We start from the raw sequence: 19,704 nt of genomic DNA on the forward strand, positions 1-19,704 counted from the left end.
TGCAATATACTCATGCTTCCCATGCGCCAGACGCATGGCTTGCGAGAATGGGATGTATATTAGCGATTTGACGTTATCGATCGGCTAACACGCACCCCGAATTCACCCAATGAGGAATTCGTATGGGAATATTTCCCTCATGCTCAATCAACGGCTATAAAGCAAAAAAGGAGCGCGTTATCGCGCGTTTGGCGGAGTAGGGCATGTATCGCGGTCGATTGGAGCGAGATCTTTCGGTCTGGGTGGAAAAGGGGCTGCTGCCGGAAGCGACTGCGGGAGCGCTGCTGAAGGAATATGATGCCCGCCCGGCGAGCTTCAGCCTTGGCAAGGTGCTTATGATACTTGCGGCAATCCTGCTCGGGGCCGCGATCCTGCTGGTTGTCGCTTCGAATTGGGAGGCCATTCCGCGCTTTGTGCGGCTCGCCGTCATTCTTGCAATCATCTGGGCCGTGCATCTCGGCGCGGCGGTTATGCTGAGGCGCGGCGCAACGGGGGCGGCGGGCGGACTGCTGGTGATTGGAACCTTGTCCTTCGGCGGCGCGATTTCGCTGGTCGGGCAGATGTACCATCTGTCGGGGGACGAACTGACGGTGATGTATCTCTGGTTTGCCATGGCGGTGGTTTCGGCGGTCCTGTTCCGCTCCGGCGTTGTCGCTGCGGTGGCGGGCTTTCTGTCCTGGGGTAGCTTTGCCGCCTATCTTGATACCTACGATACGCGTTGGGTGGGTCTCGATCCTTGGGTTGTGCCGCTCATGGCGGCGGTGGTCGTTGGTCTCGTGCGCTTCACCGGCGCAGACCGCGTGCGTCATCTGGCGTATCTGCTACTCGTCGGCTGGCTTACTTGGCTCTATGCGGTGAACGAGAATTTCTGGCTCGCGCTCGTCTATGCCATCGCTGGCATGCTGGCCTTCGTGCTTGTTAGTCTGCCGCTGCCGCGCCTTTCCACGCTCATCAGAACAGCCGGTTCGGCACCTGCCTTCTACACCTTCCTCGTCGCCGTGATTGGGCTGTTCTTCCTGCATGTTGAACTCGAGCATGGCTGGCAGTTCGTAACATTGGCGCTCGTGACGCTGGGGGCCGCGGTCCTTGCGATTGCGCTCCAAGGCCGGAACAATGGCGCGGTGCGCTATCTGGGCTACACGGTGTTTGCGGTTGAGCTGCTCTACCTTGCATCGGTGACCGTCGGATCGATTCTTGGCACATCCAGCCTCTTCTTGTTCTCGGGGCTTTTCGTTGCTGCCGTTGCATGGATCGTCATTCGTCTCGAGCGGCGACTTGCCATCAGAACCCCGGAGGCAAGCCTATGAGCATTTTTTCGATGCAAGGCTCAGGGCGCCGCTCATTTGTCGCTGCGATCATCGTTGCTGCCCTCCAGACCGCCGTTCTTGGCTATGTGATAGAGAGCCGCGCATCGATCCTGCGAAGCGGCGCCGACGCTCTTCTAAAAACTGCCCCCGTTGATCCGCGCGATTTTCTCCGGGGTGACTATGTGGTGCTGAACTACGAGATATCTTCGGTCCCGGTCGCGTCGATCATTGGTGGTGTGCCGCAGGATCAGGGCAAGAGGAGCCTTTGGGTGCGGTTGAAGCCCGGTGATGGCGGATTCTGGGGCATTGTCGAATCATCGTTCGAACATCTGCCGCAGCAGCCGGGCACCGTGGTTCTGCACAGTAGACCCTTCTATAGTTATGGTCCCAATTCCGCCGACCATATCCGCGTCGAATACGGCATCGAACGCTACTACGTTCCTGAAGGGCAGGGGACGGCGCTGGAGAAGGCTCGCCAAGGCGGCGACGTCTCCATCGCCATTCGCGTCGCTTCGGATGGGACGCCGCAGATACGCAGCCTCCTCGTCGACGGTAAGCCCGCTTACGACGAGCCTCTTTATTGAGTTGAGGCCAAATGGGTGTGGAAGCCTGCGAGTGCGGGCAAAATCACTGTCATTTGCCCTTCATTTTTCCTTTGCCTCTACCAAATCGGGTGATATAGAGACGCCGCGCTCCGGAAGGCCTCATGTGCAGGCATATGCATGCGGTTTTTGAGAACGCGGGTATGGTGAAATTGGTAGACACGCCAGATTTAGGTTCTGGTGCCGCAAGGCGTGGGAGTTCAAGTCTCTCTACCCGCACCAAAGCTGGCTTGCAGGCGGGGGACCGGCAACAGGTGTCCCTCGATTACCCGGCAGCAAAGCGCCGTTCCGCCTCGGGTGGAATGAATAAGAATTGAGAACAAGCCACGCCCGGCAATTTTCCGGCGTCGTGCTCATCGAAACGAACGGCGTCTGGGCACGGCCGCCACGAAATGAAGGTAGGAAGACATGCAGGTTATCGAAACGCTCGCTGAAGGGCTGAAGCGCGAAATCAAGGTCGTAATCCCGGCCAAGGACATGGAAGTCAAGATGAATGAGCGTCTTGCCGACGTGAAGGACAAGGTCCGCATCAACGGCTTCCGTCCGGGCAAGGTTCCGGCCGCTCACCTCAAGAAGGTTTACGGCAAGTCCATCATGGCCGACCTCGTCAATGAGATCGTCCGCGAGCAGCCGACCGCCATCCTTGCAGAGCGCGGCGAAAAGTCCGCGACGCAGCCGGAAATCGCAATGACGGAAGACAAGGACGAGGCAGACCAGATCCTTGCCGCTCAGAAGGACTTCGAGTTCACGCTTTCCTACGAAGTTCTGCCGCCGATCGAGCTGAAGTCCAACAAGGGCATCAAGATCACGCGCGAAGTCGTCGACATTTCCGAAGAGGAAGTCAACGAACAGGTTCTGAAGGTCGCTGAAAGCGCCCGTTCCTACGAAACCAAGAAGGGCAAGGCTGCCAACGGCGACCGCATCACGATGGACTACGTCGGCAAGGTCGACGGCGTTGCCTTCGATGGCGGTACCGACCAGGGCGCAGAACTCGTTCTCGGCTCCGGCCGCTTCATTCCTGGCTTTGAAGACCAGTTGGTCGGCGCCAAGGCTGGTGATGAAAAGACCATCACCGTCACGTTCCCCGCCGACTACCCGGCCAAGAACCTGGCCGGCCAGGAAGCCACCTTCGACGTCACCGTCAAGGACGTTGCTGCTCCGGCCGATGTTGAGATCAACGACGAGCTGGCAAAGAAGCTCGGCCTCGAATCGGCTGATCGCCTGAAGGAAATCGTCCGCGGCCAGATCGAGTCGCAGTACGGCTCGATGACCCGTCAGAAGGTCAAGCGCCAGATCCTCGATCAGCTCGACGAAATGTACAAGTTCGAGACCCCGGCTTCGCTCGTCGACGCCGAGTACAATGGCATCTGGAACCAGGTCGCCAACGACCTCGCCCAGTCCGGCAAGACCTTCGAAGACGAAGACACGACGGAAGAGCAGGCTCGCGAAGAGTACAAGAAGCTTGCTGAGCGTCGCGTTCGCCTTGGCCTCGTTCTCTCGGAAATCGGCGAAAAGGCCGGTGTTGAGGTGAGCGAAGACGAAATGCAGCGCGCTATCTACGAGCAGCTGCGTCAGTATCCGGGCCAGGAAAAGCAGATCCTTGACTTCTTCCGCAGCCAGCCGGGTGCAGCCGCCTCGATCCGGGCTCCGATCTTCGAAGAAAAGGTCATCGACCATCTGCTGACCGAGATCGACGTTACGGATAAGAAGGTGACCAAGGAAGAGCTGCTCGCCGACGAAGAAGGCGAAGGTTCCGAGAAGGAAACCAAGAAGTCCGCTCCGAAGAAGAAGGCTGCCGCGAAGGCAGAAGCCGCTGAAGGCGAAGAAGCCGCTGCTCCGAAGAAGAAGGCTGCTCCGAAGAAGAAGGCTTCCGAGGACAGCGCCGAGTAATCTTCGGCCAGTTCGATTTACAGAAAGCCCCGCGCCTTGTGCGGGGCTTTTTTGTTTCTAGGGCCGTGGTCACCGTTGCGAACGGGCAGCAACGCCGATTGCGCACCACCAGTTGAATCTTAGATTGACCTGATGCAATCTGGGCGGTGCCTGTCGGGGAGGGTTTGCGATGACATCAGCCTCTGAGTTGAAAGGAATCGTAAGGCAGATTTTCAAGGCGAGGGCTGAGGGCGACCTTGAGCGGCTCATGTCATTTCTCGGTGACAGCTGCGTCTTCCGCATCGCCGGGAGCCGCCACTTGGCGCCGCTTACCGACCCGGTTGTTGGCAGCGCGGCGCTTCGCGCGACGATGCGGCACTTCATCGATACCTGGGAGATGAAAGCCCTTGAGATTGTCGACATTCATGTTGAGGGCGACGTGGCACTTGTGCATCGCAGCGGCCAGATGCGTCACGGCACAACGCACTTCGACACAGAGGTCATGGACAAGATGACCTTCGACAACGGCAAGGTGATTGAATGCGTGGAGTTCATCGACACGCTTCAAGCCGCATCACTATTAAACATCGCGACGATCTCGGCGGCCCAGAGATAGCTGCCGATTATCCTATCAAACGCCGTGCTTCTGGTCAGACGGCGGGCCGAACCTTGTGTGCGTGGGTCAGTTCCGCAACCTTGTGGATGTGAGAGACCGCGGCTAGTCCCCCCGCTGTCTTGGTGAAGAGTTCGAGCGTTTCATCCTCGTGGTCACCGACCGGTGTCAGCGCCTGATCCATGTAGTTCTTCGTTTTCTTGTCGCGTGCGATGAAGAAGGCGCTGGTTGCGAGGCTGGCAATGGTGGCGCCCAATGAAAGGTGTTTGCTGATGGTTTCCCAGATGAAACGCGGCCAGAACGTCACGGCGCTTTCCTTGGGAAGATCCGGGCGGCGTTCGGAGGGGTGCTTAAGCCTCAACAGGCCGCTCTGGAGTGGATGAACGTTCTCCAGCGGCACCGTCGTCGCGAACGACACGAGCATCTTGACGAGGCTGGCGAGCGGCACGCCCGTCGCAACCGCCCGGCGCAGCAGCGTCTTCATATGGGCTGGCGAATAGTAGAGCGACCATGCCTCCTGATAGATGCTTTCCCATTCCTGCTTGCTCATCTTCGGATGCGCGGTGCAGACATGCTCGACGTCGTAGATGTTGAGATCGGCGTCCATCTCGACGCCTTTCTTCCACAATGTCTGGTGATCTTCCGAGCCTGGAAGTGGCGTCAGCACGAAGAACTCGATGACGTCCAAAGGCAATTCGTGCTGGATGATGGCGATGTCGCGCCGGATCGTCTCTGGCGTGTCCGCAGGAAAGCCGAGAATGTAGCCGGCAAGCGTCATGATGCCTTGGGCTTTCCAGGCAAGCAGCATCTTCCGGTATTCGGTGATCTTGTTCTGGTTCTTTTTGGCCGCCGTCAGATTGTCGGGGTTTACATTCTCAAGCCCGATGAAGACGCGTGTGACGCCGGCGCGCTTTGATTTTTCGATGAAGTTCGGGATCTTGTGGCAGAGCGTATCGACCTGGATCATTAATCCAAGTGGAATTCCGTCCTTCTCCCTGAGTTCGATCAATCGATCGAAAATCGCCTCCCAATCCCTGTTGCGAGCGAAGTTGTCGTCGGTGATGAAGAACTTATGGATGCCTTGCGCCCAGTTCATCCGCACCAGTTTTTCGACATCATCGGCCGATCGGAATCGCGACTTGCGCCCCTGGACGTTGATGATGGTGCAGAAGGAGCATTGATAAGGGCAGCCGCGGCCAGCGTCGAAGCTCGTGCTGAGGCCAAGCGTCTGGGCCACATTGGCTTTCGGCAGGAACGGGACCGCCGCACCTTCGATGCTCGGCAGGTCGTTCATGAAATTGTAGAGTGGCTCAAGCTTGCCGCTGGCGGCATCCTGCAGGACGCGGTCCAACCGGCCTTCGGCCTCGCCGGCAAACATCGAGATACCCATCTCACGACATGCTTCGAGGCCAACCGCCTTGCCGTCGAGCATGGCGAGGCACCCTGACACGTGAAAGCCGCCCATCGAAACCGGAACACCAGCCTTGCGGAAGGGGCGCGCGATATCCAGTGCCCGCGGATACTGGTTCGACTGAACGCCAACCAAGGCGACCATCCCGAAATTGTCATGCTGCGCAAGTTGTTTGAGCAGGGCCGGGATGTTGACCCGCGTGTTCGTCTCGTCGATGACGGTGATCTCGATCCCGACCTCTGGGCCCAATACCTTGCGTTCTGCGCAGTCGGAGGCGATTCCATAGATTGCGGCCAAGGAATTGGACGGGATCATTGCCCGCCACCAGCGGATCACATAGCCGTCATCGTCGTAGTGCGACGGCTTGATGAGGATGAGCTGGAAATTCCGTTCGGCGGTCTTCGACAGATCTTGCACGGTCACTCGCTGGTAAGAGGAATCCCCGAAAATGGACGCTACCAGACACGGCGGATTATACAAGCGAAGGTTTTACCGGTGCTATTCGACACAAATAAGTCAGATCGAACGGATTTTGGTCGGATATCAGCTTTTTGTTTTCGTTTAGTAAATTGTCAAAGCGTGCGGCCTGGCTAGGGGATCAAAGCTCCGACTTGATGTCGCCCATCCGGTTCCACGCATCAAGGCCGGCGATCTTGTAGGCCTCGGCGAGTGTCGGATAGTTGAACGTGTTTTCGACGAAGTACTCGACCGTTCCCTTGAGGTTCAGCACGGCCTGGCCGATGTGGACCAGTTCTGTCGCCCCTTCACCGACGATATGAACGCCAAGCAGCCGGCGCGTCTTCAGCGAAAAGATGAGCTTAAGAAGCCCGGTGTCGAGGCCCATGATGTGTCCGCGCGAGGTCTCGCGGAAACGCGCGATGCCGCACTCATAGGGAATGCCGCGCTCCTTCATTTCCTCCTCGGTCAGGCCGCAGGTGGAAATCTCCGGCACGGCATAGATACCGTAGGGAAAGTACTTCGGTGGCTCTTTGGCGACCGCACCGATGGCAACACGCGCTGCAATGCGGCCCTGTTCCATCGAGGTGGACGCGAGGCTCGGAAAGCCGACTACGTCGCCTGCGGCATAGATATTGGGCACGGAGGTCTGGAAGGTTTCCGGATTGACCTTGAGGCGGCCGCGGCTATCGGCTTCGAGCCCCGCTGCTTCCAGATTGAGGGTGTCGGTCGCGCCCATACGTCCGGCGGCGAACAGAACCATGTCGGTCACCAGGTGGCGGCCATTGTCGAGCTTCAGCTCAACCTTACCGTTGTCCAGGCGCGTCACGTTGTCGGCTTTGGTACCGAGCAAGATCTTCATGTTGCGATCGCGCAGCTGATAGGTGAAGTCTTCGACGATTTCCCTGTCGATGAAATCGAGCATCGTCGGTTTCGGATCGACGACGGTCACTGCGGTATCAAGCGCACTGAAGATCGTCGCATACTCGATACCAATGACGCCCGCGCCGATCACAGCCATTGAGCGCGGGAGCTCCGCGATGTCGAGCAGTTCGTCACTGTCGAGCACCGTCTTGTTGTCGAATGGGATGTAGTCAGGGCGGAAGGGCTTCGTGCCGACGGCAAGCAGAATGCTGGCCCCTGTGACCTTGAGGACTTCGCCGTCGTCCTTGACGACTTCGAGCGTCGACGGGTCGACAAAGCTTGCCTTGCCTCTGATGTGCTGTACCCGGTTTCGGGCGAACTGGTGCTCCAGCACCTCGACTTCGTGGTCAAGGGTGATCAGCAGGCGGCGCCGAAGGTCATCGGCGCTGATCTCTTCCTTCACGCGATAGGATCGGCCGTAGAAGCCGCGCTCGCGCCAGCCGGAGAGATTGAGCGCCGTTTCGCGCAGTGTCTTCGAGGGGATGGTGCCGGTATGCACCGAAACACCGCCAACGCGCTTGCCTTGTTCGATGACCAGAACCTTCTTGCCAAGCTTGGCGGCCTGGATTGCGCCGCGGCGGCCTGCCGGGCCGCTACCCACAACAACGAGATCGTACTGGAACATTGAGCTGGCCCCGATTGGAAAGCTGGAATCATTTTTGCGACGCAATATGTCGCGCGTCCACCGGTAGCAGGTCAATGTTGCCGAATATTTTATGAGCGAATATCAGGACTCATGGAAGCCAAGTAGGGGTTCCAGCTTCTCGAAGGTGCGGTCCATGGCAAAGGCGCGGCTGATCGACAGCGCGATGTGGCCGTAAAAAATGGACATCTGCCCTTCTGCCACCTTCTCGTTCGTCTTGCTGACAGCGGCCAGATAGAGGGCCGATGCGAGCCCGGTGCGGTCGGCACCAGAGAGGCAATGGATCAGCAGCGGCTTCGGAGCGTCCTTCATGACTTGGATCAATTCCTTCGCTCGCTCCGGAGAAAGTTCCTTGTAAGCCGACATCGGGAAATCGATGTGCTCGATACCAAGTATCTTCGCTTGTTCGACTTCGGCGTTCCATGCTCGGCTGTTGGTCCCGCCGCGCAGATTGATGATCGTCCTTATCCCGTAACGCTTCGAGAAGTCGGTAATAGCTTGCGGGGATGGTTGCGACGAACGGTAGACTTCGCCGGCGACGACGGTGTGGAAGTTGTTCGTGGCTTTCAAATAGAGAGCATAGCTGCCAACGATGAGAAAGAGCAGGGCAATAAAGGACAGCGCTGCTTTCCTGGAGCGAGGAAATTGGCGAGAAGCGATCGTCGTCGTCATGAAGGTCTCGAAGCAGGATGGTTGTAGCTTTGTCGCTTTGCCACCCAAACCTGACGGACACCTGAAGCGGATTCGGCTCCTATGTCAGACGCAGCCCCTTGAGGCTCGCGTGACCGTCCTTGCCGATGCTGATGTGATCATGAACGGTGATGCCGAGCGGCTTTGCCGTATCGACGATCATCTTCGTCATGTCGATATCGGGGCGATGGCGTCGGATCGCCTGAGGGATGGTTGTGGATCAATATCGAGGAAGAAAAAGGCCTTGTTTTTCAGTGTAGTATCCATGTCAGCGGACGAGCTTGGGGGTGTCTGAAATACATGACGTTCTTTGACCATCCCGCCATATTCCGTCTGATCCTTCCCGCTTCCGGAAATGCGTGTTTTACGGCACGACCGCCTACTCGACGGGGCGATAAGGGCGTGGCATTCCGGGCCTATGCCGAGCAGTCCTCGTTCCGACCCTCAGGTCAGGCGATATAGTCGTCATGGACATTGAAGGCGGATAAACAAATATGGATAGGACCCATGTTTGTCCGCCGGAAACCCGCTCAGCAAGCAGACGGCGTTCGGCAAGCCATTGAAGCCGCAGGCTGCAAGGGAGGTCTCTGCCTTGGACGCCATAGTGGCCGGTGGCCGCTGGCGGCAGTCGCATCCGCCAGATTAAGATCGGCACCGTCTATCCCGCCACCATGGGCATGCTGCCGACGTTCCTGTCGAAGATCGCCCGCAAGTTCCCCGACGTGAAGATCCACATCGCCGCGGCCAACACCGGCGACATCATCCCTGGAGAGCGGCCAGATCAATCTCGGCTTTATCCGGCCGGTGGAAAACATCGGCGCCTTGCGCTTCTTCTTGATTGCCCATGAACGCTACTATCTGGCGGTTGGCCATTGCAATCCGCTGGCAGAGCGCGACGAGATCAGCATCGACGATCTCAGCGATCAGAAGATCATCGCCTTTTCCCGGCAGAACCTGTCGTTTACCGAACGCTGCTTCAATGAGAAGTTCGAGGCATACGATCTGACGAAGAACATCGCCTATACCTGTGACGACACCTATTCGTTGGTGTCGCTCGTTTCGGCCGGGCTTGGCATCGGCTTTGTCCCGGAATGGACGCTGGAGCTTGCGAACCGCGCCTTTGAGCTGAAGAAGGTGAAGGGGATCAACTTTAGGATCGGGCTGGGGGTTGCCTGGAACCGGGAGGACCCAACCGCCTCGCGCGACGACATTGTCGATATCGCCCGGTCGTTGGCGAGGGCAGGGCGGTGAGGGCCGCCGTGTTCGGCTAACCCTCACTGTTCCGCCGCCCGTCGCCCGTGCCTCGCGTCCTGCCCGGCTTTGAGGTCCTGCCGGGCCCGCGCTGCCCCGCAATGGCTTTGCCGTCCTCCACTTTTGTTGCGGCCCTATCGGGTGCGGTCCAGCGCTTGCAGCCCGGCTTGCGGACCGCCGTAGCAGGTCGCGATGGTCGCGACCTCTTAAAAGCCCTGCTGGATGACGTCGGCGAAGTCGTGCTTGAAGATCTCCCGCGGTAACGCGCTTCGGCATTGGCTTGAGGACGAGGACGAGCCCGCCGGTTCCGCGCCTTCGCCATCGGCAAGGTTCTCCTGCTTCGCAACTGGGATCGAAAGGGGGAGAGGCCGGAGTGGTATCCGGGGACTGGAAGCCGTGCGCTACCCCTTAAACAGCCCCCAGCATCCCAGAAGCGTCATCAAGCGCTCATCGGTTCAAGGGCGGAAGGCCGGGTCGGTCGAGACCACCGGGGGAAAGTGTGAATATCTCGCAGCCATCGGAAGTGACGCCGACCGTATGTTCGTATTGCGCTGAAAGCGAGCGGTCGCGCGTAACGGCAGTCCAGCCGTCCGCCAGCACTTTTACATGCGGCCGACCAAGGTTGATCATCGGCTCAATGGTGAAGATCATGCCTTCGCGTAGTTCCGGCCCTTCGCTCGCGCGACCATAGTGCAGGATATTCGGGGAGTCGTGGAACAGCGCACCGACGCCATGACCGCAGAAGTCGCGCACAACCGAACAGCGCTCGGCTTCGGCATAGGTCTGAATGGCTTCTCCGATCGCGCCTGTGCGGGCACCTGGCCGAACAGCTGATATGCCACGCAGAAGGGATTCGTAGGTCACCTCAAGCAGCCGCTCCGCTGCGCGCTTGATCGTGCCGACCGGATACATGCGGCTTGAATCGCCGTGCCAGCCATCGACCACGTAGGTCACGTCGATGTTGACGATATCTCCCTCGCGCAACGGCTTTGCATCCGGAATACCATGGCAGACGACATGGTTGATCGAGGTACAGGTCGATTTCGTGTATCCGCGATAGTTGAGGGTCGCCGGAATCGCGCCGTTGTCCATGCCGAACTCGAAAACGAAGCGATCGATTGCATCGGTCGGCAGGCCCGGCCTCACGACAGCGGCGAGCTCGTCGAGGCAACGTGCGGTCAGCTGGCAAGCCTTCCGCATTCCCTCGAAAGCTTCAGGACCGTAGAGCCTGATTGCGCCCGTGTTCTTCGATGGCGCGGACGAGGCTTCGATATAGTTCACCATTGCAGGCCCTTAGGATTGTCATTCTGGTACATAATGCAGCTATGCCGGGTTCGTCCATCGCGATCAATGGGTGGAATGTCATTTCTGGCTTAGTGGTCGCGTTGAACCGGCGCTGGCAGCTTTTCTGTGGCCCCACACGCCTTCGCCTTCACGCGATCCCTGCGGCCCCGTGGCTTGATCCTGCGTGCTACTCGGACGAGGCACTGGAAATTGCTTCGCTGGAGAAAAAAACTATGGCACTTCCCAGCGCCCCGTTCGGCGGTTTGTGCCCGCAACTCCGGTCCCCCTGCATCCGCCGGCCGACGCTTGCGCGCCGCTGATGGCCTTGTGTGCCCTACAGGCACGTCCGGAGCGAAACTCAACACAGCATTGGCGCCGCGCCGCCATCCCGGAGGGAGACCATTTTCTGCGACCCGACTGCGAAAGCTTACGTCCTTCTTCCGCACCCGGCGCCGGTCCCGCCTCGCCGCAACGCCTTGCGATGTATCCGAAGATGGGACGGGGGAAGGATGGCATAGCCGCTCGCTATGGGGAAATCGAGCGCGTCGTTTTTTAAGAACGCAACTGGTTAAGAACGCGACGAGAACAACGAAGCGAAGGTGGACGTCGGCTTGTTCGGCATGCTCGTGACCACAACCAGCTGACGGATCTGGCCACGTTTGAAGGCGGCGAGGAAGCGCTTGTAATCCTTGAGCGATACGCAGCCGTTGGAGTCGCCGCGGGCTCCCAGCATGTAGGTGTGCGCGAGTAGGCCATCGCGGTTGTAGATTGCGCCTGCGCCACCGACAGGGTGCAGGCGGATGGCCTCGACGCCGTGGAACAGGCTTTCTCGTATTGTCAGATTGTAGGTATGCGGCGGGGTCGGTCCGCGGTTCTTGGCATGCACGTAACGCGGGTTGTCACGCATCTTGCCGAGGCCGGAATGGGCCTCCAGTCGTTCACCGTTTGGAAGGTAGACCATGTTGGCGGAAATGTCGTAGACCGCGACACCGTTGCGGGCGATGGGGGCAGACAGCCCCTTCTTCACGGTCGGCATTGCGTCTTCGTCATCATCGGAAGCGCCGGCATCCGGTCGGGCATAGGCCAGCACGGGTTCTGCCGGAGCGATGCGATCGTTGGGCGTCGCCCGCTTCAAGCCATCGGGCCGGGCCATCGGCAAAGGGATAGAGGTGTCGCTGCCGCTCAGCACGAGATCGAACGGCTGGGTCATGGCCAGAGCCGACGGCTCGGTCGGTGCGGCAGGTGCAAGACTTGCAACCTCGACCGGACCTGGCTTAGCCGCGGCCGGCGGCACCTGTCCCTTAATGACGGCTGCGGGTCTTGCGGCGAGTGCCAGCAGGGCGGGTCCTTCGGCAGCCGCAACCTCATCTTTCGACGGGACGATAATGCGATCAGCCGAGGCAACAGCGACCGGTGTCGCCGCCACGGTGTCGTCTTTGATCGCGCGGGCTGGCTGGGCAGGCGTTGTCGCTGCAACAACCATTGCCGGCTGCTTGTTCGGAGAGCCTTCAGAAAGAGTAAGAGGTTCGGACTGCCCGACGAATGCTGCTGCCAGTGCAGCGGAGGGGGCGGCCACGTGAGCACCCCTTACCAGCGCCAGCTCGCTCTCCGTGCTCATGCGCAACCGCGAGAATTTCTTGACGTGAACGAGGCGCTGCGTGGGCTCGGTTTTGGCTATAACTGCAGGGGCAAGCGCGACGTCGGCAAGCGGACCTGCGCTCGGATGCGGAGCCGGCGTGACCATATGCATGGTCGCGACTGTAGCGACGACCCACGCCGAAGCGGCAAACCCCGCGCCGATAAGAGCTGCACCTGAGAGAAAACGGAAAGGGCGACCGAAGCGAGAAATAGACGTACCTATGGGCCTGGTATTGGCAAACACATCGACCGCAAACGGCATAACACTCGTCTTTCACAACTCGTTACTAGGCCGGCGGTACTGACAGATTGATAATTTTCTTCGCCGGGGCCGGTATAGGAGCATCAGGGCCAAATTGCGGCTTAGCTAATATATCCAGTCAGCTGAGAGCATGACGAATTATGGTAACCAAAGTCTTTACGTGAGCGGTCAAGCCGTTCGAATTTGAACGGGTGCAGTTTCGGGCATTTCACGACCGTGGGCACGCCTCCTCCTTTGTCATGAGGTGTCGAAGAAAGCGGATTCTGCTATGAATGCCTCCCGTCGTGGAGTTCCAGGTTGGGAGGAAAGCCAATGTCTTCGACACATCCAGTGGCTCATGAGGAAATCTCGCCGGCCTTATTGGTCGATACGATGTTCGCATTCCGGAAAACGGCTGCGATGAAGGCGGCGATCGAATTCGACCTTTTCACGAAATTTGGTGGAAAAAGCCGTACGGCACAGGCGCTTGCGTCCGATTTGGGTTGCGCCGAGCGCGGCGTTCGCATTCTCTGCGATTTTCTGGTGATCTCAGAATTCCTGACGAAGAGTGGCGAAAACTACGCGCTGACGCCGTCCAGTCAGGTCTTTCTCGATCGACATTCACCCGCCTATATGGGGGCTGCGATCGATTTCCTTGCTTCGCCGCAAATGGTGTCGTTGTTCCTGGATGACCCGGCTGCCTACGTTCGCAACGGCGGCTCCGTCGGCTTGGCAAACGTTGCGCCAGACAATCCTGTATGGGTCAAGTTTGCGCGAGCCATGGGCGCGTTCACTGGCGCAAGCGCGAAGGCCGTGGCGTCTGAGGTTGCGACATGGTCAAAGCCTCTAAACAAGGTGCTGGACATTGCCGCCGGTCCCGGCGCTTTCGGGATCGAGATCGCCAAGGTGGCGCCATCGGCCAGCGTGGTAGCTCTCGATTGGAAGCCGGTTCTTGCGGTGACTGAGGAAAATGCGACGAATGCGGGGGTAGCCGCGCGCTTCACCTTCCAGCCCGGCAGCGCTTTCGAGGTCGATTGGGGCAGCGGCTATGATCTCATCCTGCTGCCGAACTTCCTCCATCACTTCGACGTCGATGGCTGCGTCACGCTATTGAAGAAGGCACGAGCAAGCCTGGTGCCCGGAGGCCGCGTGGCGATTGTCGAGTTCGTTCCGAACGAGGACCGCGTGTCGCCGGCGTTTCCGGCTGCCTTCGCTATGGTTATGCTGGCGACGACGCCGAACGGAGACGCCTACACAGAGCGGGAGCTTGCCGAGATGGCCAAATCGGCCGGTTTTCGTGTCGTCGCGACGAAGCCGCTGCCGCCATCACCGGCCAGCCTGATCTTCCTGGAGTAGAGAGCCGCCGCGTTTTTAGCGAACCTCAGGCTCGTTCCATGACATAGCTTCCTGGCGCCTCTTCGATGGCGTTGAGCGCAGCGCCGCCCGGCTTGCGGGCGGGCACGCGCTTGCCGTCCTTCGCCTCGATCCAGGCCTGCCAGTGTGGCCACCACGAGCCGGCATTCTCGGCTGCCTCTGTCAACCACGTCTCGTATTCGCCTTTTGCGGTGCCGCCGGTCCAGTATTGATACTTCTTCTTGTCCGGTGGGTTGACGACGCCAGCGATGTGGCCGGAGCCCGCCAGCACGAAATCGACCTTGCCGCCGAAGAACTGGCTGCCGAGAAACACCGACTTGGCCGGCGCGATATGATCTTCGCGGGTTGCGAGATTGTAGATTGGAATCTTGACGTCCTTCAGGGACAGCTTTTGACCGTCGAGGATCATCTCGTTCGCAGTCAATGCGTTCCTGAGGTAGCAATTGCGGAGGTAGAAGGCGTGGTTCGCCGCCGCCATGCGGGTGGAGTCGGCGTTCCAGAAGAGCAGGTCGAAGGGCATCGGATCCTGGCCCTTCAGGTAGTTGTTGACGAAATAAGGCCAGATCAGTTCAGAGGCCCGCAGCATGTTGAAGGCGGTCGCCATCTTCGACCCGTCGAGATAGCCGATCTCATCCATATGGGCCTCAAGCCGCCCAAGCTGCTCCTCGTCGACAAAGACCTTGAGATCGCCGGCATAAGTGAAGTCCACCTGCGTCGTGAAGAGGGTGGCCGTCTTGATCCGCTTGTTCTTCTCCTTGGCGTGCAGCGCCAGCGTTGCGGCAAGCAGTGTGCCGCCCACGCAGTAACCAACGGCGTTTGCTTCCTTCTCGCCCGTCGCTTTCTCGATTGTATCGAGGGCAAAGTCGATGCCTTCGCGAGCATAGGCGGCCCAATCCTTTTGTGCATGGCGCGCGTCCGGATTAACCCAGGAAATCACGAAAACGGTCTGTCCCTGGTCGACGCACCATTTGATGAATGATTTCTGCGGGTTGAGGTCGAGGATATAGAATTTGTTGATCCACGGCGGGCAGATGAGGAGAGGGCGCTTCAAGACCGTCTCTGTGGACGGCTCGTACTGGATGATCTGGCAGATCTCATTCTGCGCGATCACCTTGCCCGCGGTCAGCGCCATGTCGCGACCGACAGCGAATTTGGTCATGTCAGTCTGGCGAAGCTTCAAGTCGCCATGGCCTGAGACGATGTCCTCGGCAAGCATCTTCATGCCGCGCACCAGGTTTTCGCCGCTGGTCGCGATCGTTTCGCGGTAGAGCTGCGGGTTGGTGGCGACGAAATTAGTCGGCGAGAGTGCGGCCGTAATCTGTTTCACATAAAAGCCGGCCTTGTGCTTTGTGTGCTCGTCGAGGCCCTCGGTGTCGGCCACGATCTTCTCGGCCCAATCGGCGGTGATCAGGTAAACCTGCTTCAGAAATTCGAAGAATGGATTCTTCTGCCAGTCCTCATCGGCAAAGCGCTTGTCCTTGCGATCCGGTTCCGGCGTCGGCGTTTCGCCCTGCATGCGCTGCATCGAGCGCATCCAGATGCCGAAGTAACTGCTCATCAGCTGCGTCTGCGCCTCGAAGGTACGGCGCGGATCGGAGATCCAGTACTCGGTGACCTTGGAGAGCGTCTTGACCATGTCGGTCACCGGCTCTGCCGCATTTTCTGCGATCTTGCCACGTTCGCGTGGTGCGAGCCAGGCTGTCGCCGCTTTGCCGAGATTCTCGAGCGCACGGGCGAAATTGATCGCCATGGCCTCTGGATCTTTCAACAGGTATGGATCCAGGTCCTTTGCATCGAAGCCCGGGCCCTTTGCCTTGTCGCCGTTGTCCTTCTTGTTGTCGGTCACGCGTCTCCTCCGGCGGCAGCATGTTCCTGTAAATCGAGTTGTACATCTGGAAAGATCGATAAAACAAGTTCCGCTGATGCTCGCTCGTGCTATTGCTTTGTGGCGGCGACGAATTTAACAGTCGAAGCACCTCAGGATTTGGGACCTCTGGCACATGACGAAAAACGGCATTCGCACCATCGCAAACGTGACCTGCATCGCGCTCATTGGCGCCGCCGCGGCCATGACGCTTGCCGGATGCATGCAAACGCCCGAGGAGAAGGCCGCCTTCGCGGCCAGGCAAGCGGCGCCGACGCCCGTTGTCATGAACGCAACAAAGGGCGAGGTGCCGACCGAAAGCGGCCTGTCGCACTACAAGGACGGCTACCCGGGATTCGGTGCGCCGTTGACAGCCGCAAACGTTCAGATGGGTGACGATGAGGCCGGCGGGCTTCAGAAGAAGCTGACGGCGCTCGGCGCCCAACGCAAGGCGGGGACGATCTCGGAAGCCGAGTATCAGCGTCGCGTCGCTGAATACCGCAAGCTTGCCGCCGAACACGGTGCGCAAACGCTCTCCGAAATCGCCAATTAGGCCTTGCCTTCGCTGCGATTTGGAAGCAAAGCCTTCCAGCAGTGGCGGAAGATGAATTTTTCCCGATAATGCGCGGCCTGCGCGGCTTTCCGTCAAAGAAATGCCTTGCGACGCAAGTCTGATGAATACGGCGTTGGCGATTCTGAAGTTCGTATCGCGAACAGCCGGGAATTAGGACGAACTTCGAGCGCGGTCGTGGTGGCCGCATTTCCGTGGGGAAAGAAATGGAAGAGTTTCACAAAGTCCGGCGTTTGCCGCCTTACGTTTTCGAACAGGTCAACCGTTTGAAAGCGAGCGCGCGAGCGGGCGGGGCCGATATCATCGATCTCGGCATGGGAAACCCTGACCTTCCGACCCCGAAGGCGATTGTCGACAAGCTCTGCGAAGTCGTCCAGGATCCGCGCACGCATCGCTATTCGTCGTCCAAGGGCATTCCGGGTCTGCGCCGGGCCCAGGCTGCCTATTACGCCCGCCGCTTCGGCGTGAAGCTCAACCCGGACACCCAGGTCGTAGCCACGCTGGGCTCCAAGGAAGGCTTCGCCAATATGGCGCAAGCCATCACAGCGCCCGGCGACGTGATCCTCTGCCCGAACCCGACCTATCCGATCCACGCCTTCGGCTTCCTGATGGCCGGCGGTGTCATTCGGTCGATGTCGGTCGAACCGGACGAGAGCTTCTTCCCGCCGCTGGAACGGGCCGTTCGTCATTCGATTCCGAAGCCGCTGGCGCTGATCCTCAACTATCCGTCCAATCCGACGGCCTATGTGGCGACCCTGGACTTCTATAAAGACGTCATCGCCTTCGCCAAGAAGCATGACATCATCGTGCTTTCCGACCTTGCCTACTCTGAAATCTATTTCGATGGCGAGCCGCCTCCGTCGGTCCTGGAAGTGCCGGGCGCGATGGATGTGACGGTTGAATTCACCTCGATGTCGAAGACCTTCTCGATGCCCGGCTGGCGCATGGGCTTTGCCGTCGGCAACGAGCGCCTGATCGCGGCCTTGACACGCGTTAAGTCCTACCTCGATTACGGTGCGTTCACACCGATCCAGGTAGCGGCAACACACGCGCTGAACGGCGACGGCTCGGACATCGCGGAAGTCCGCAACGTCTACAAGCGCCGCCGCGACGTCATGGTGGATACCTTTGGCAAGGCTGGCTTCGAGGTGCCGCCACCGGCGGCGACGATGTTTGCCTGGGCCAAGATCCCGGAAAAGTTCCGTCATCTTGGTTCGCTGGAGTTCTCCAAGCTGCTCGTCGAGAAGGCCGATGTGGCGGTAGCGCCCGGCATCGGTTTCGGCGAAATGGGCGACGACTACGTGCGTCTGGCGCTTGTCGAGAACGAGCATCGGATCCGCCAGGCGGCCCGCAACATCAAGAAGTTCATGTCGACGGCAGACGAGACGATGCACAACGTCATCTCACTCAACGCACATCGCTGATATAATCCCCTCAATGGCAGCCGCTCCGGCGGCTGCCTTTCATGACAAATTTCAGGATCGATCCATGGCAGATGCCCTCAAAATCGGCATTGCGGGCTTGGGCACCGTTGGTGCTTCGCTTGTCCGTATCATTCAGCAGCGCAGCAACGAGCTGGCCGCAACATGCGGTCGCCCGATCCTGATTACGGGTGTTTCTGCCCGCGACAAGACCAAGGACCGCGGCATCGATGTCGGCGGCATCGAATGGTTCGATCGGCCGGAGGATCTGGCGGAGAAGGGCGACATCGATGTCTTCGTCGAACTCATGGGTGGGGTGAACGGCTCCGCTAACAGCTCGGTGCGCGCGGCGCTCGAACGCGGTCTCCATGTGGTGACTGCCAACAAGGCGCTGCTTGCCTATCACGGAGTCGAACTGGCGACGATCGCGGAAGAGAAGGGCGCGCTGCTGAACTTCGAAGCAGCGGTTGCCGGCGGCATTCCCGTCATCAAGGCGCTGCGCGAGTCGCTGACGGGCAACACGATTTCCCGCATCTACGGGATCATGAACGGCACCTGCAATTACATACTGACGAAGATGGAAAAGGAGGGCCTGTCCTTTGCCGACTGCCTGAAGGAGGCCCAGCGTCTCGGTTATGCCGAAGCCGATCCGGCCTTCGACATCGAGGGCAACGATACGGCCCACAAGCTTTCCATTCTCACGACGCTTGCCTTCGGAAACCAGATCGCAGCCGACGACATCTATCTCGAAGGCATCACCAATATCTCGATCGAGGATATCCACGCGGCAGCCGACCTCGGCTATCGCATCAAGCTGCTCGGCGTTGCCCAGCGGACGGATACCGGTATCGAACAGCGCGTGCATCCGACGATGGTGCCCGTCGATTCCGTTATTGCGCAGGTCGACGGCGTGACGAATGCCGTTGCGATCGAGTCCGATGTTCTCGGGGAGTTGCTGATGGTCGGCCCCGGCGCCGGCGGCAATGCAACGGCTTCGTCGGTACTAGGCGACATCGCCGATATCGCTAAAAGCCGCCCAGGCGCGCAGCGCGTGCCCGTTCTCGGTCATCCCGCCAAATCGCTCGAGCCCTACCGCAAGGCGCAAATGCAGAGCCACGAGGGCGGATATTTCATTCGCCTGACCGTGCTCGACCGTACCGGCGTGTTCGCAAGCGTTGCCACGCACATGGCGGAAAACCATATCTCGCTGGAGTCGATCGTTCAGCGCTCGAAGCAGCATCTGGCGCCGTCGCATCATCAGACGATCATCATGGTCACCCATGCGACGACCGAGGATTCCGTTCGCAAGGCGGTCGCTGCGATCAGGGGCGAGGGGTATCATGTCGGCGAGCCCCAGGTGATCCGCATCGAGCGCCCCAAGGAAGACTGAAAACTGTTCCCTCCGACCACATTGACCTTAACTAAGGCGCCGCAGCAGACTTGTTGCGTGCGTCCACAGCAAACGTCGCCCGCCTCGTCCAAAACCGTTGTGCGACCGCGCGAAGGCGCATAAAGCTGCCGATATCACTCCGGTCCCGGGGTGGT

14 protein-coding genes, 1 tRNA gene and 2 pseudogenes are annotated in these 19,704 nt (G+C 59.4%); 10 read left to right on the forward strand and 7 right to left on the reverse strand.

Going from position 1 to position 19,704, the window contains the following annotated elements:
* The first annotated feature begins 203 nt into the window (after positions 1 to 203).
* The 5 genes from FHT71_RS04785 (at position 204) to FHT71_RS04805 (ending at position 4,394) form a co-directional block, all read left to right on the forward strand.
* Positions 204 to 1,307: a DUF2157 domain-containing protein gene (locus tag FHT71_RS04785; protein ID WP_132590869.1), complete on the forward strand. Its 1,104-nt coding sequence runs from the start codon at positions 204 to 206 to the stop codon at positions 1,305 to 1,307.
* Positions 1,304 to 1,891 (forward strand): GDYXXLXY domain-containing protein, encoded by a 588-nt coding sequence (locus FHT71_RS04790; protein ID WP_132590871.1) that lies wholly within the window; start codon positions 1,304 to 1,306, stop codon positions 1,889 to 1,891. Before FHT71_RS04785 ends, FHT71_RS04790 begins: the two co-directional genes overlap by 4 nt.
* A gap of 155 nt (positions 1,892 to 2,046) precedes the next feature.
* Positions 2,047 to 2,131: transfer RNA gene (locus FHT71_RS04795), tRNA-Leu, on the forward strand.
* Between the two features lie 186 nt (positions 2,132 to 2,317).
* Positions 2,318 to 3,799 (forward strand): trigger factor, encoded by a 1,482-nt coding sequence (gene tig / locus FHT71_RS04800; protein ID WP_007788944.1) that lies wholly within the window; start codon positions 2,318 to 2,320, stop codon positions 3,797 to 3,799.
* A 169-nt stretch (positions 3,800 to 3,968) separates the two neighbouring features.
* The gene (locus FHT71_RS04805; protein ID WP_132590873.1) at positions 3,969 to 4,394 is read left to right on the forward strand and encodes a nuclear transport factor 2 family protein; all 426 of its coding nucleotides are present in this window, start codon (positions 3,969 to 3,971) and stop codon (positions 4,392 to 4,394) included.
* A 34-nt stretch (positions 4,395 to 4,428) separates the two neighbouring features.
* Here the strand turns inward: FHT71_RS04805 and FHT71_RS04810 are convergent, their stop codons facing one another.
* From FHT71_RS04810 to FHT71_RS04825, 4 genes and pseudogenes are all read right to left on the reverse strand, one after another.
* Positions 4,429 to 6,219, reverse strand: coding sequence for a radical SAM protein (locus FHT71_RS04810; RefSeq protein ID WP_183719116.1), 1,791 nt, complete (start codon positions 6,217 to 6,219; stop codon positions 4,429 to 4,431).
* A gap of 181 nt (positions 6,220 to 6,400) precedes the next feature.
* Positions 6,401 to 7,807, reverse strand: coding sequence for a Si-specific NAD(P)(+) transhydrogenase (sthA, locus tag FHT71_RS04815; RefSeq protein WP_007788947.1), 1,407 nt, complete (start codon positions 7,805 to 7,807; stop codon positions 6,401 to 6,403).
* Between the two features lie 102 nt (positions 7,808 to 7,909).
* Positions 7,910 to 8,497, reverse strand: a complete 588-nt coding sequence (locus FHT71_RS04820) for a dual specificity protein phosphatase family protein (RefSeq protein WP_132590877.1) — start codon at positions 8,495 to 8,497, stop codon at positions 7,910 to 7,912.
* 79 nt (positions 8,498 to 8,576) lie between these two features.
* Positions 8,577 to 8,751: pseudogene (locus tag FHT71_RS04825) on the reverse strand (JAB domain-containing protein); the annotation flags it as partial.
* A gap of 396 nt (positions 8,752 to 9,147) precedes the next feature.
* Between FHT71_RS04825 and FHT71_RS04830 the strand changes: the two are divergent.
* Positions 9,148 to 9,766, forward strand: a pseudogene (locus tag FHT71_RS04830) (LysR family substrate-binding domain-containing protein); the annotation flags it as partial.
* A gap of 447 nt (positions 9,767 to 10,213) precedes the next feature.
* Here FHT71_RS04830 and map read toward each other — a convergent pair.
* Together map and FHT71_RS04840 are read right to left on the reverse strand one after the other, a co-directional pair.
* Complete coding sequence (map, locus tag FHT71_RS04835; RefSeq protein WP_007797565.1) at positions 10,214 to 11,050, reverse strand: type I methionyl aminopeptidase; 837 nt, start codon at positions 11,048 to 11,050, stop codon at positions 10,214 to 10,216.
* A 568-nt stretch (positions 11,051 to 11,618) separates the two neighbouring features.
* The gene (locus FHT71_RS04840) at positions 11,619 to 12,950 is read right to left on the reverse strand and encodes a DUF2778 domain-containing protein (RefSeq protein WP_132590879.1); all 1,332 of its coding nucleotides are present in this window, start codon (positions 12,948 to 12,950) and stop codon (positions 11,619 to 11,621) included.
* Between the two features lie 312 nt (positions 12,951 to 13,262).
* Here FHT71_RS04840 and FHT71_RS04845 point away from each other — a divergent pair, with 312 nt between their 5' ends.
* Complete coding sequence (locus FHT71_RS04845) at positions 13,263 to 14,285, forward strand: methyltransferase (RefSeq protein WP_132590881.1); 1,023 nt, start codon at positions 13,263 to 13,265, stop codon at positions 14,283 to 14,285.
* A gap of 25 nt (positions 14,286 to 14,310) precedes the next feature.
* On the opposite strand, the gene phaC is transcribed toward FHT71_RS04845, so the two are convergent.
* Positions 14,311 to 16,149 carry a class I poly(R)-hydroxyalkanoic acid synthase gene (gene phaC, locus FHT71_RS04850; RefSeq protein WP_132590883.1) on the reverse strand — a complete coding sequence of 613 codons (1,839 nt, stop codon included), beginning with the start codon at positions 16,147 to 16,149 and terminating at the stop codon, positions 14,311 to 14,313.
* Positions 16,150 to 16,303: 154 nt separating this feature from the next.
* Between phaC and FHT71_RS04855 the strand changes: the two genes are divergently transcribed.
* The 3 genes from FHT71_RS04855 (at position 16,304) to FHT71_RS04865 (ending at position 19,549) form a co-directional block, all read left to right on the forward strand.
* Positions 16,304 to 16,720, forward strand: coding sequence for a hypothetical protein (locus tag FHT71_RS04855; RefSeq protein WP_132590885.1), 417 nt, complete (start codon positions 16,304 to 16,306; stop codon positions 16,718 to 16,720).
* A 224-nt stretch (positions 16,721 to 16,944) separates the two neighbouring features.
* Entirely contained in the window at positions 16,945 to 18,162 is a 1,218-nt protein-coding gene (locus tag FHT71_RS04860) for an LL-diaminopimelate aminotransferase (RefSeq protein WP_113573339.1), read from the forward strand.
* Between the two features lie 64 nt (positions 18,163 to 18,226).
* The gene (locus tag FHT71_RS04865; RefSeq protein ID WP_132590888.1) at positions 18,227 to 19,549 is read left to right on the forward strand and encodes a homoserine dehydrogenase; all 1,323 of its coding nucleotides are present in this window, start codon (positions 18,227 to 18,229) and stop codon (positions 19,547 to 19,549) included.
* Positions 19,550 to 19,704: the final 155 nt, after the last annotated feature.

The organism is Rhizobium sp. BK060, from assembly GCF_014193145.1.
Classification (GTDB): Bacteria; Pseudomonadota; Alphaproteobacteria; order Rhizobiales; family Rhizobiaceae; genus Rhizobium.

Bases quoted from the DNA above. Each gene is read 5' to 3' on its own strand.
- FHT71_RS04845 (WP_132590881.1), top strand. From the start codon at position 13,263: ATGTCTTCGACACATCCAGTGGCTCATGAGGAAATCTCGCCGGCCTTA.
- FHT71_RS04855 (WP_132590885.1), top strand. From the start codon at position 16,304: ATGACGAAAAACGGCATTCGCACCATCGCAAACGTGACCTGCATCGCG.
- map (WP_007797565.1), bottom strand. From the start codon at position 11,050: ATGGTGAACTATATCGAAGCCTCGTCCGCGCCATCGAAGAACACGGGC.
- FHT71_RS04820 (WP_132590877.1), bottom strand. From the start codon at position 8,497: ATGACGACGACGATCGCTTCTCGCCAATTTCCTCGCTCCAGGAAAGCA.
- FHT71_RS04785 (WP_132590869.1), top strand. From the start codon at position 204: ATGTATCGCGGTCGATTGGAGCGAGATCTTTCGGTCTGGGTGGAAAAG.
- sthA (WP_007788947.1), bottom strand. From the start codon at position 7,807: ATGTTCCAGTACGATCTCGTTGTTGTGGGTAGCGGCCCGGCAGGCCGC.
- FHT71_RS04805 (WP_132590873.1), top strand. From the start codon at position 3,969: ATGACATCAGCCTCTGAGTTGAAAGGAATCGTAAGGCAGATTTTCAAG.
- FHT71_RS04860 (WP_113573339.1), top strand. From the start codon at position 16,945: ATGGAAGAGTTTCACAAAGTCCGGCGTTTGCCGCCTTACGTTTTCGAA.
- FHT71_RS04790 (WP_132590871.1), top strand. From the start codon at position 1,304: ATGAGCATTTTTTCGATGCAAGGCTCAGGGCGCCGCTCATTTGTCGCT.
- FHT71_RS04865 (WP_132590888.1), top strand. From the start codon at position 18,227: ATGGCAGATGCCCTCAAAATCGGCATTGCGGGCTTGGGCACCGTTGGT.
- tig (WP_007788944.1), top strand. From the start codon at position 2,318: ATGCAGGTTATCGAAACGCTCGCTGAAGGGCTGAAGCGCGAAATCAAG.
- FHT71_RS04840 (WP_132590879.1), bottom strand. From the start codon at position 12,950: ATGCCGTTTGCGGTCGATGTGTTTGCCAATACCAGGCCCATAGGTACG.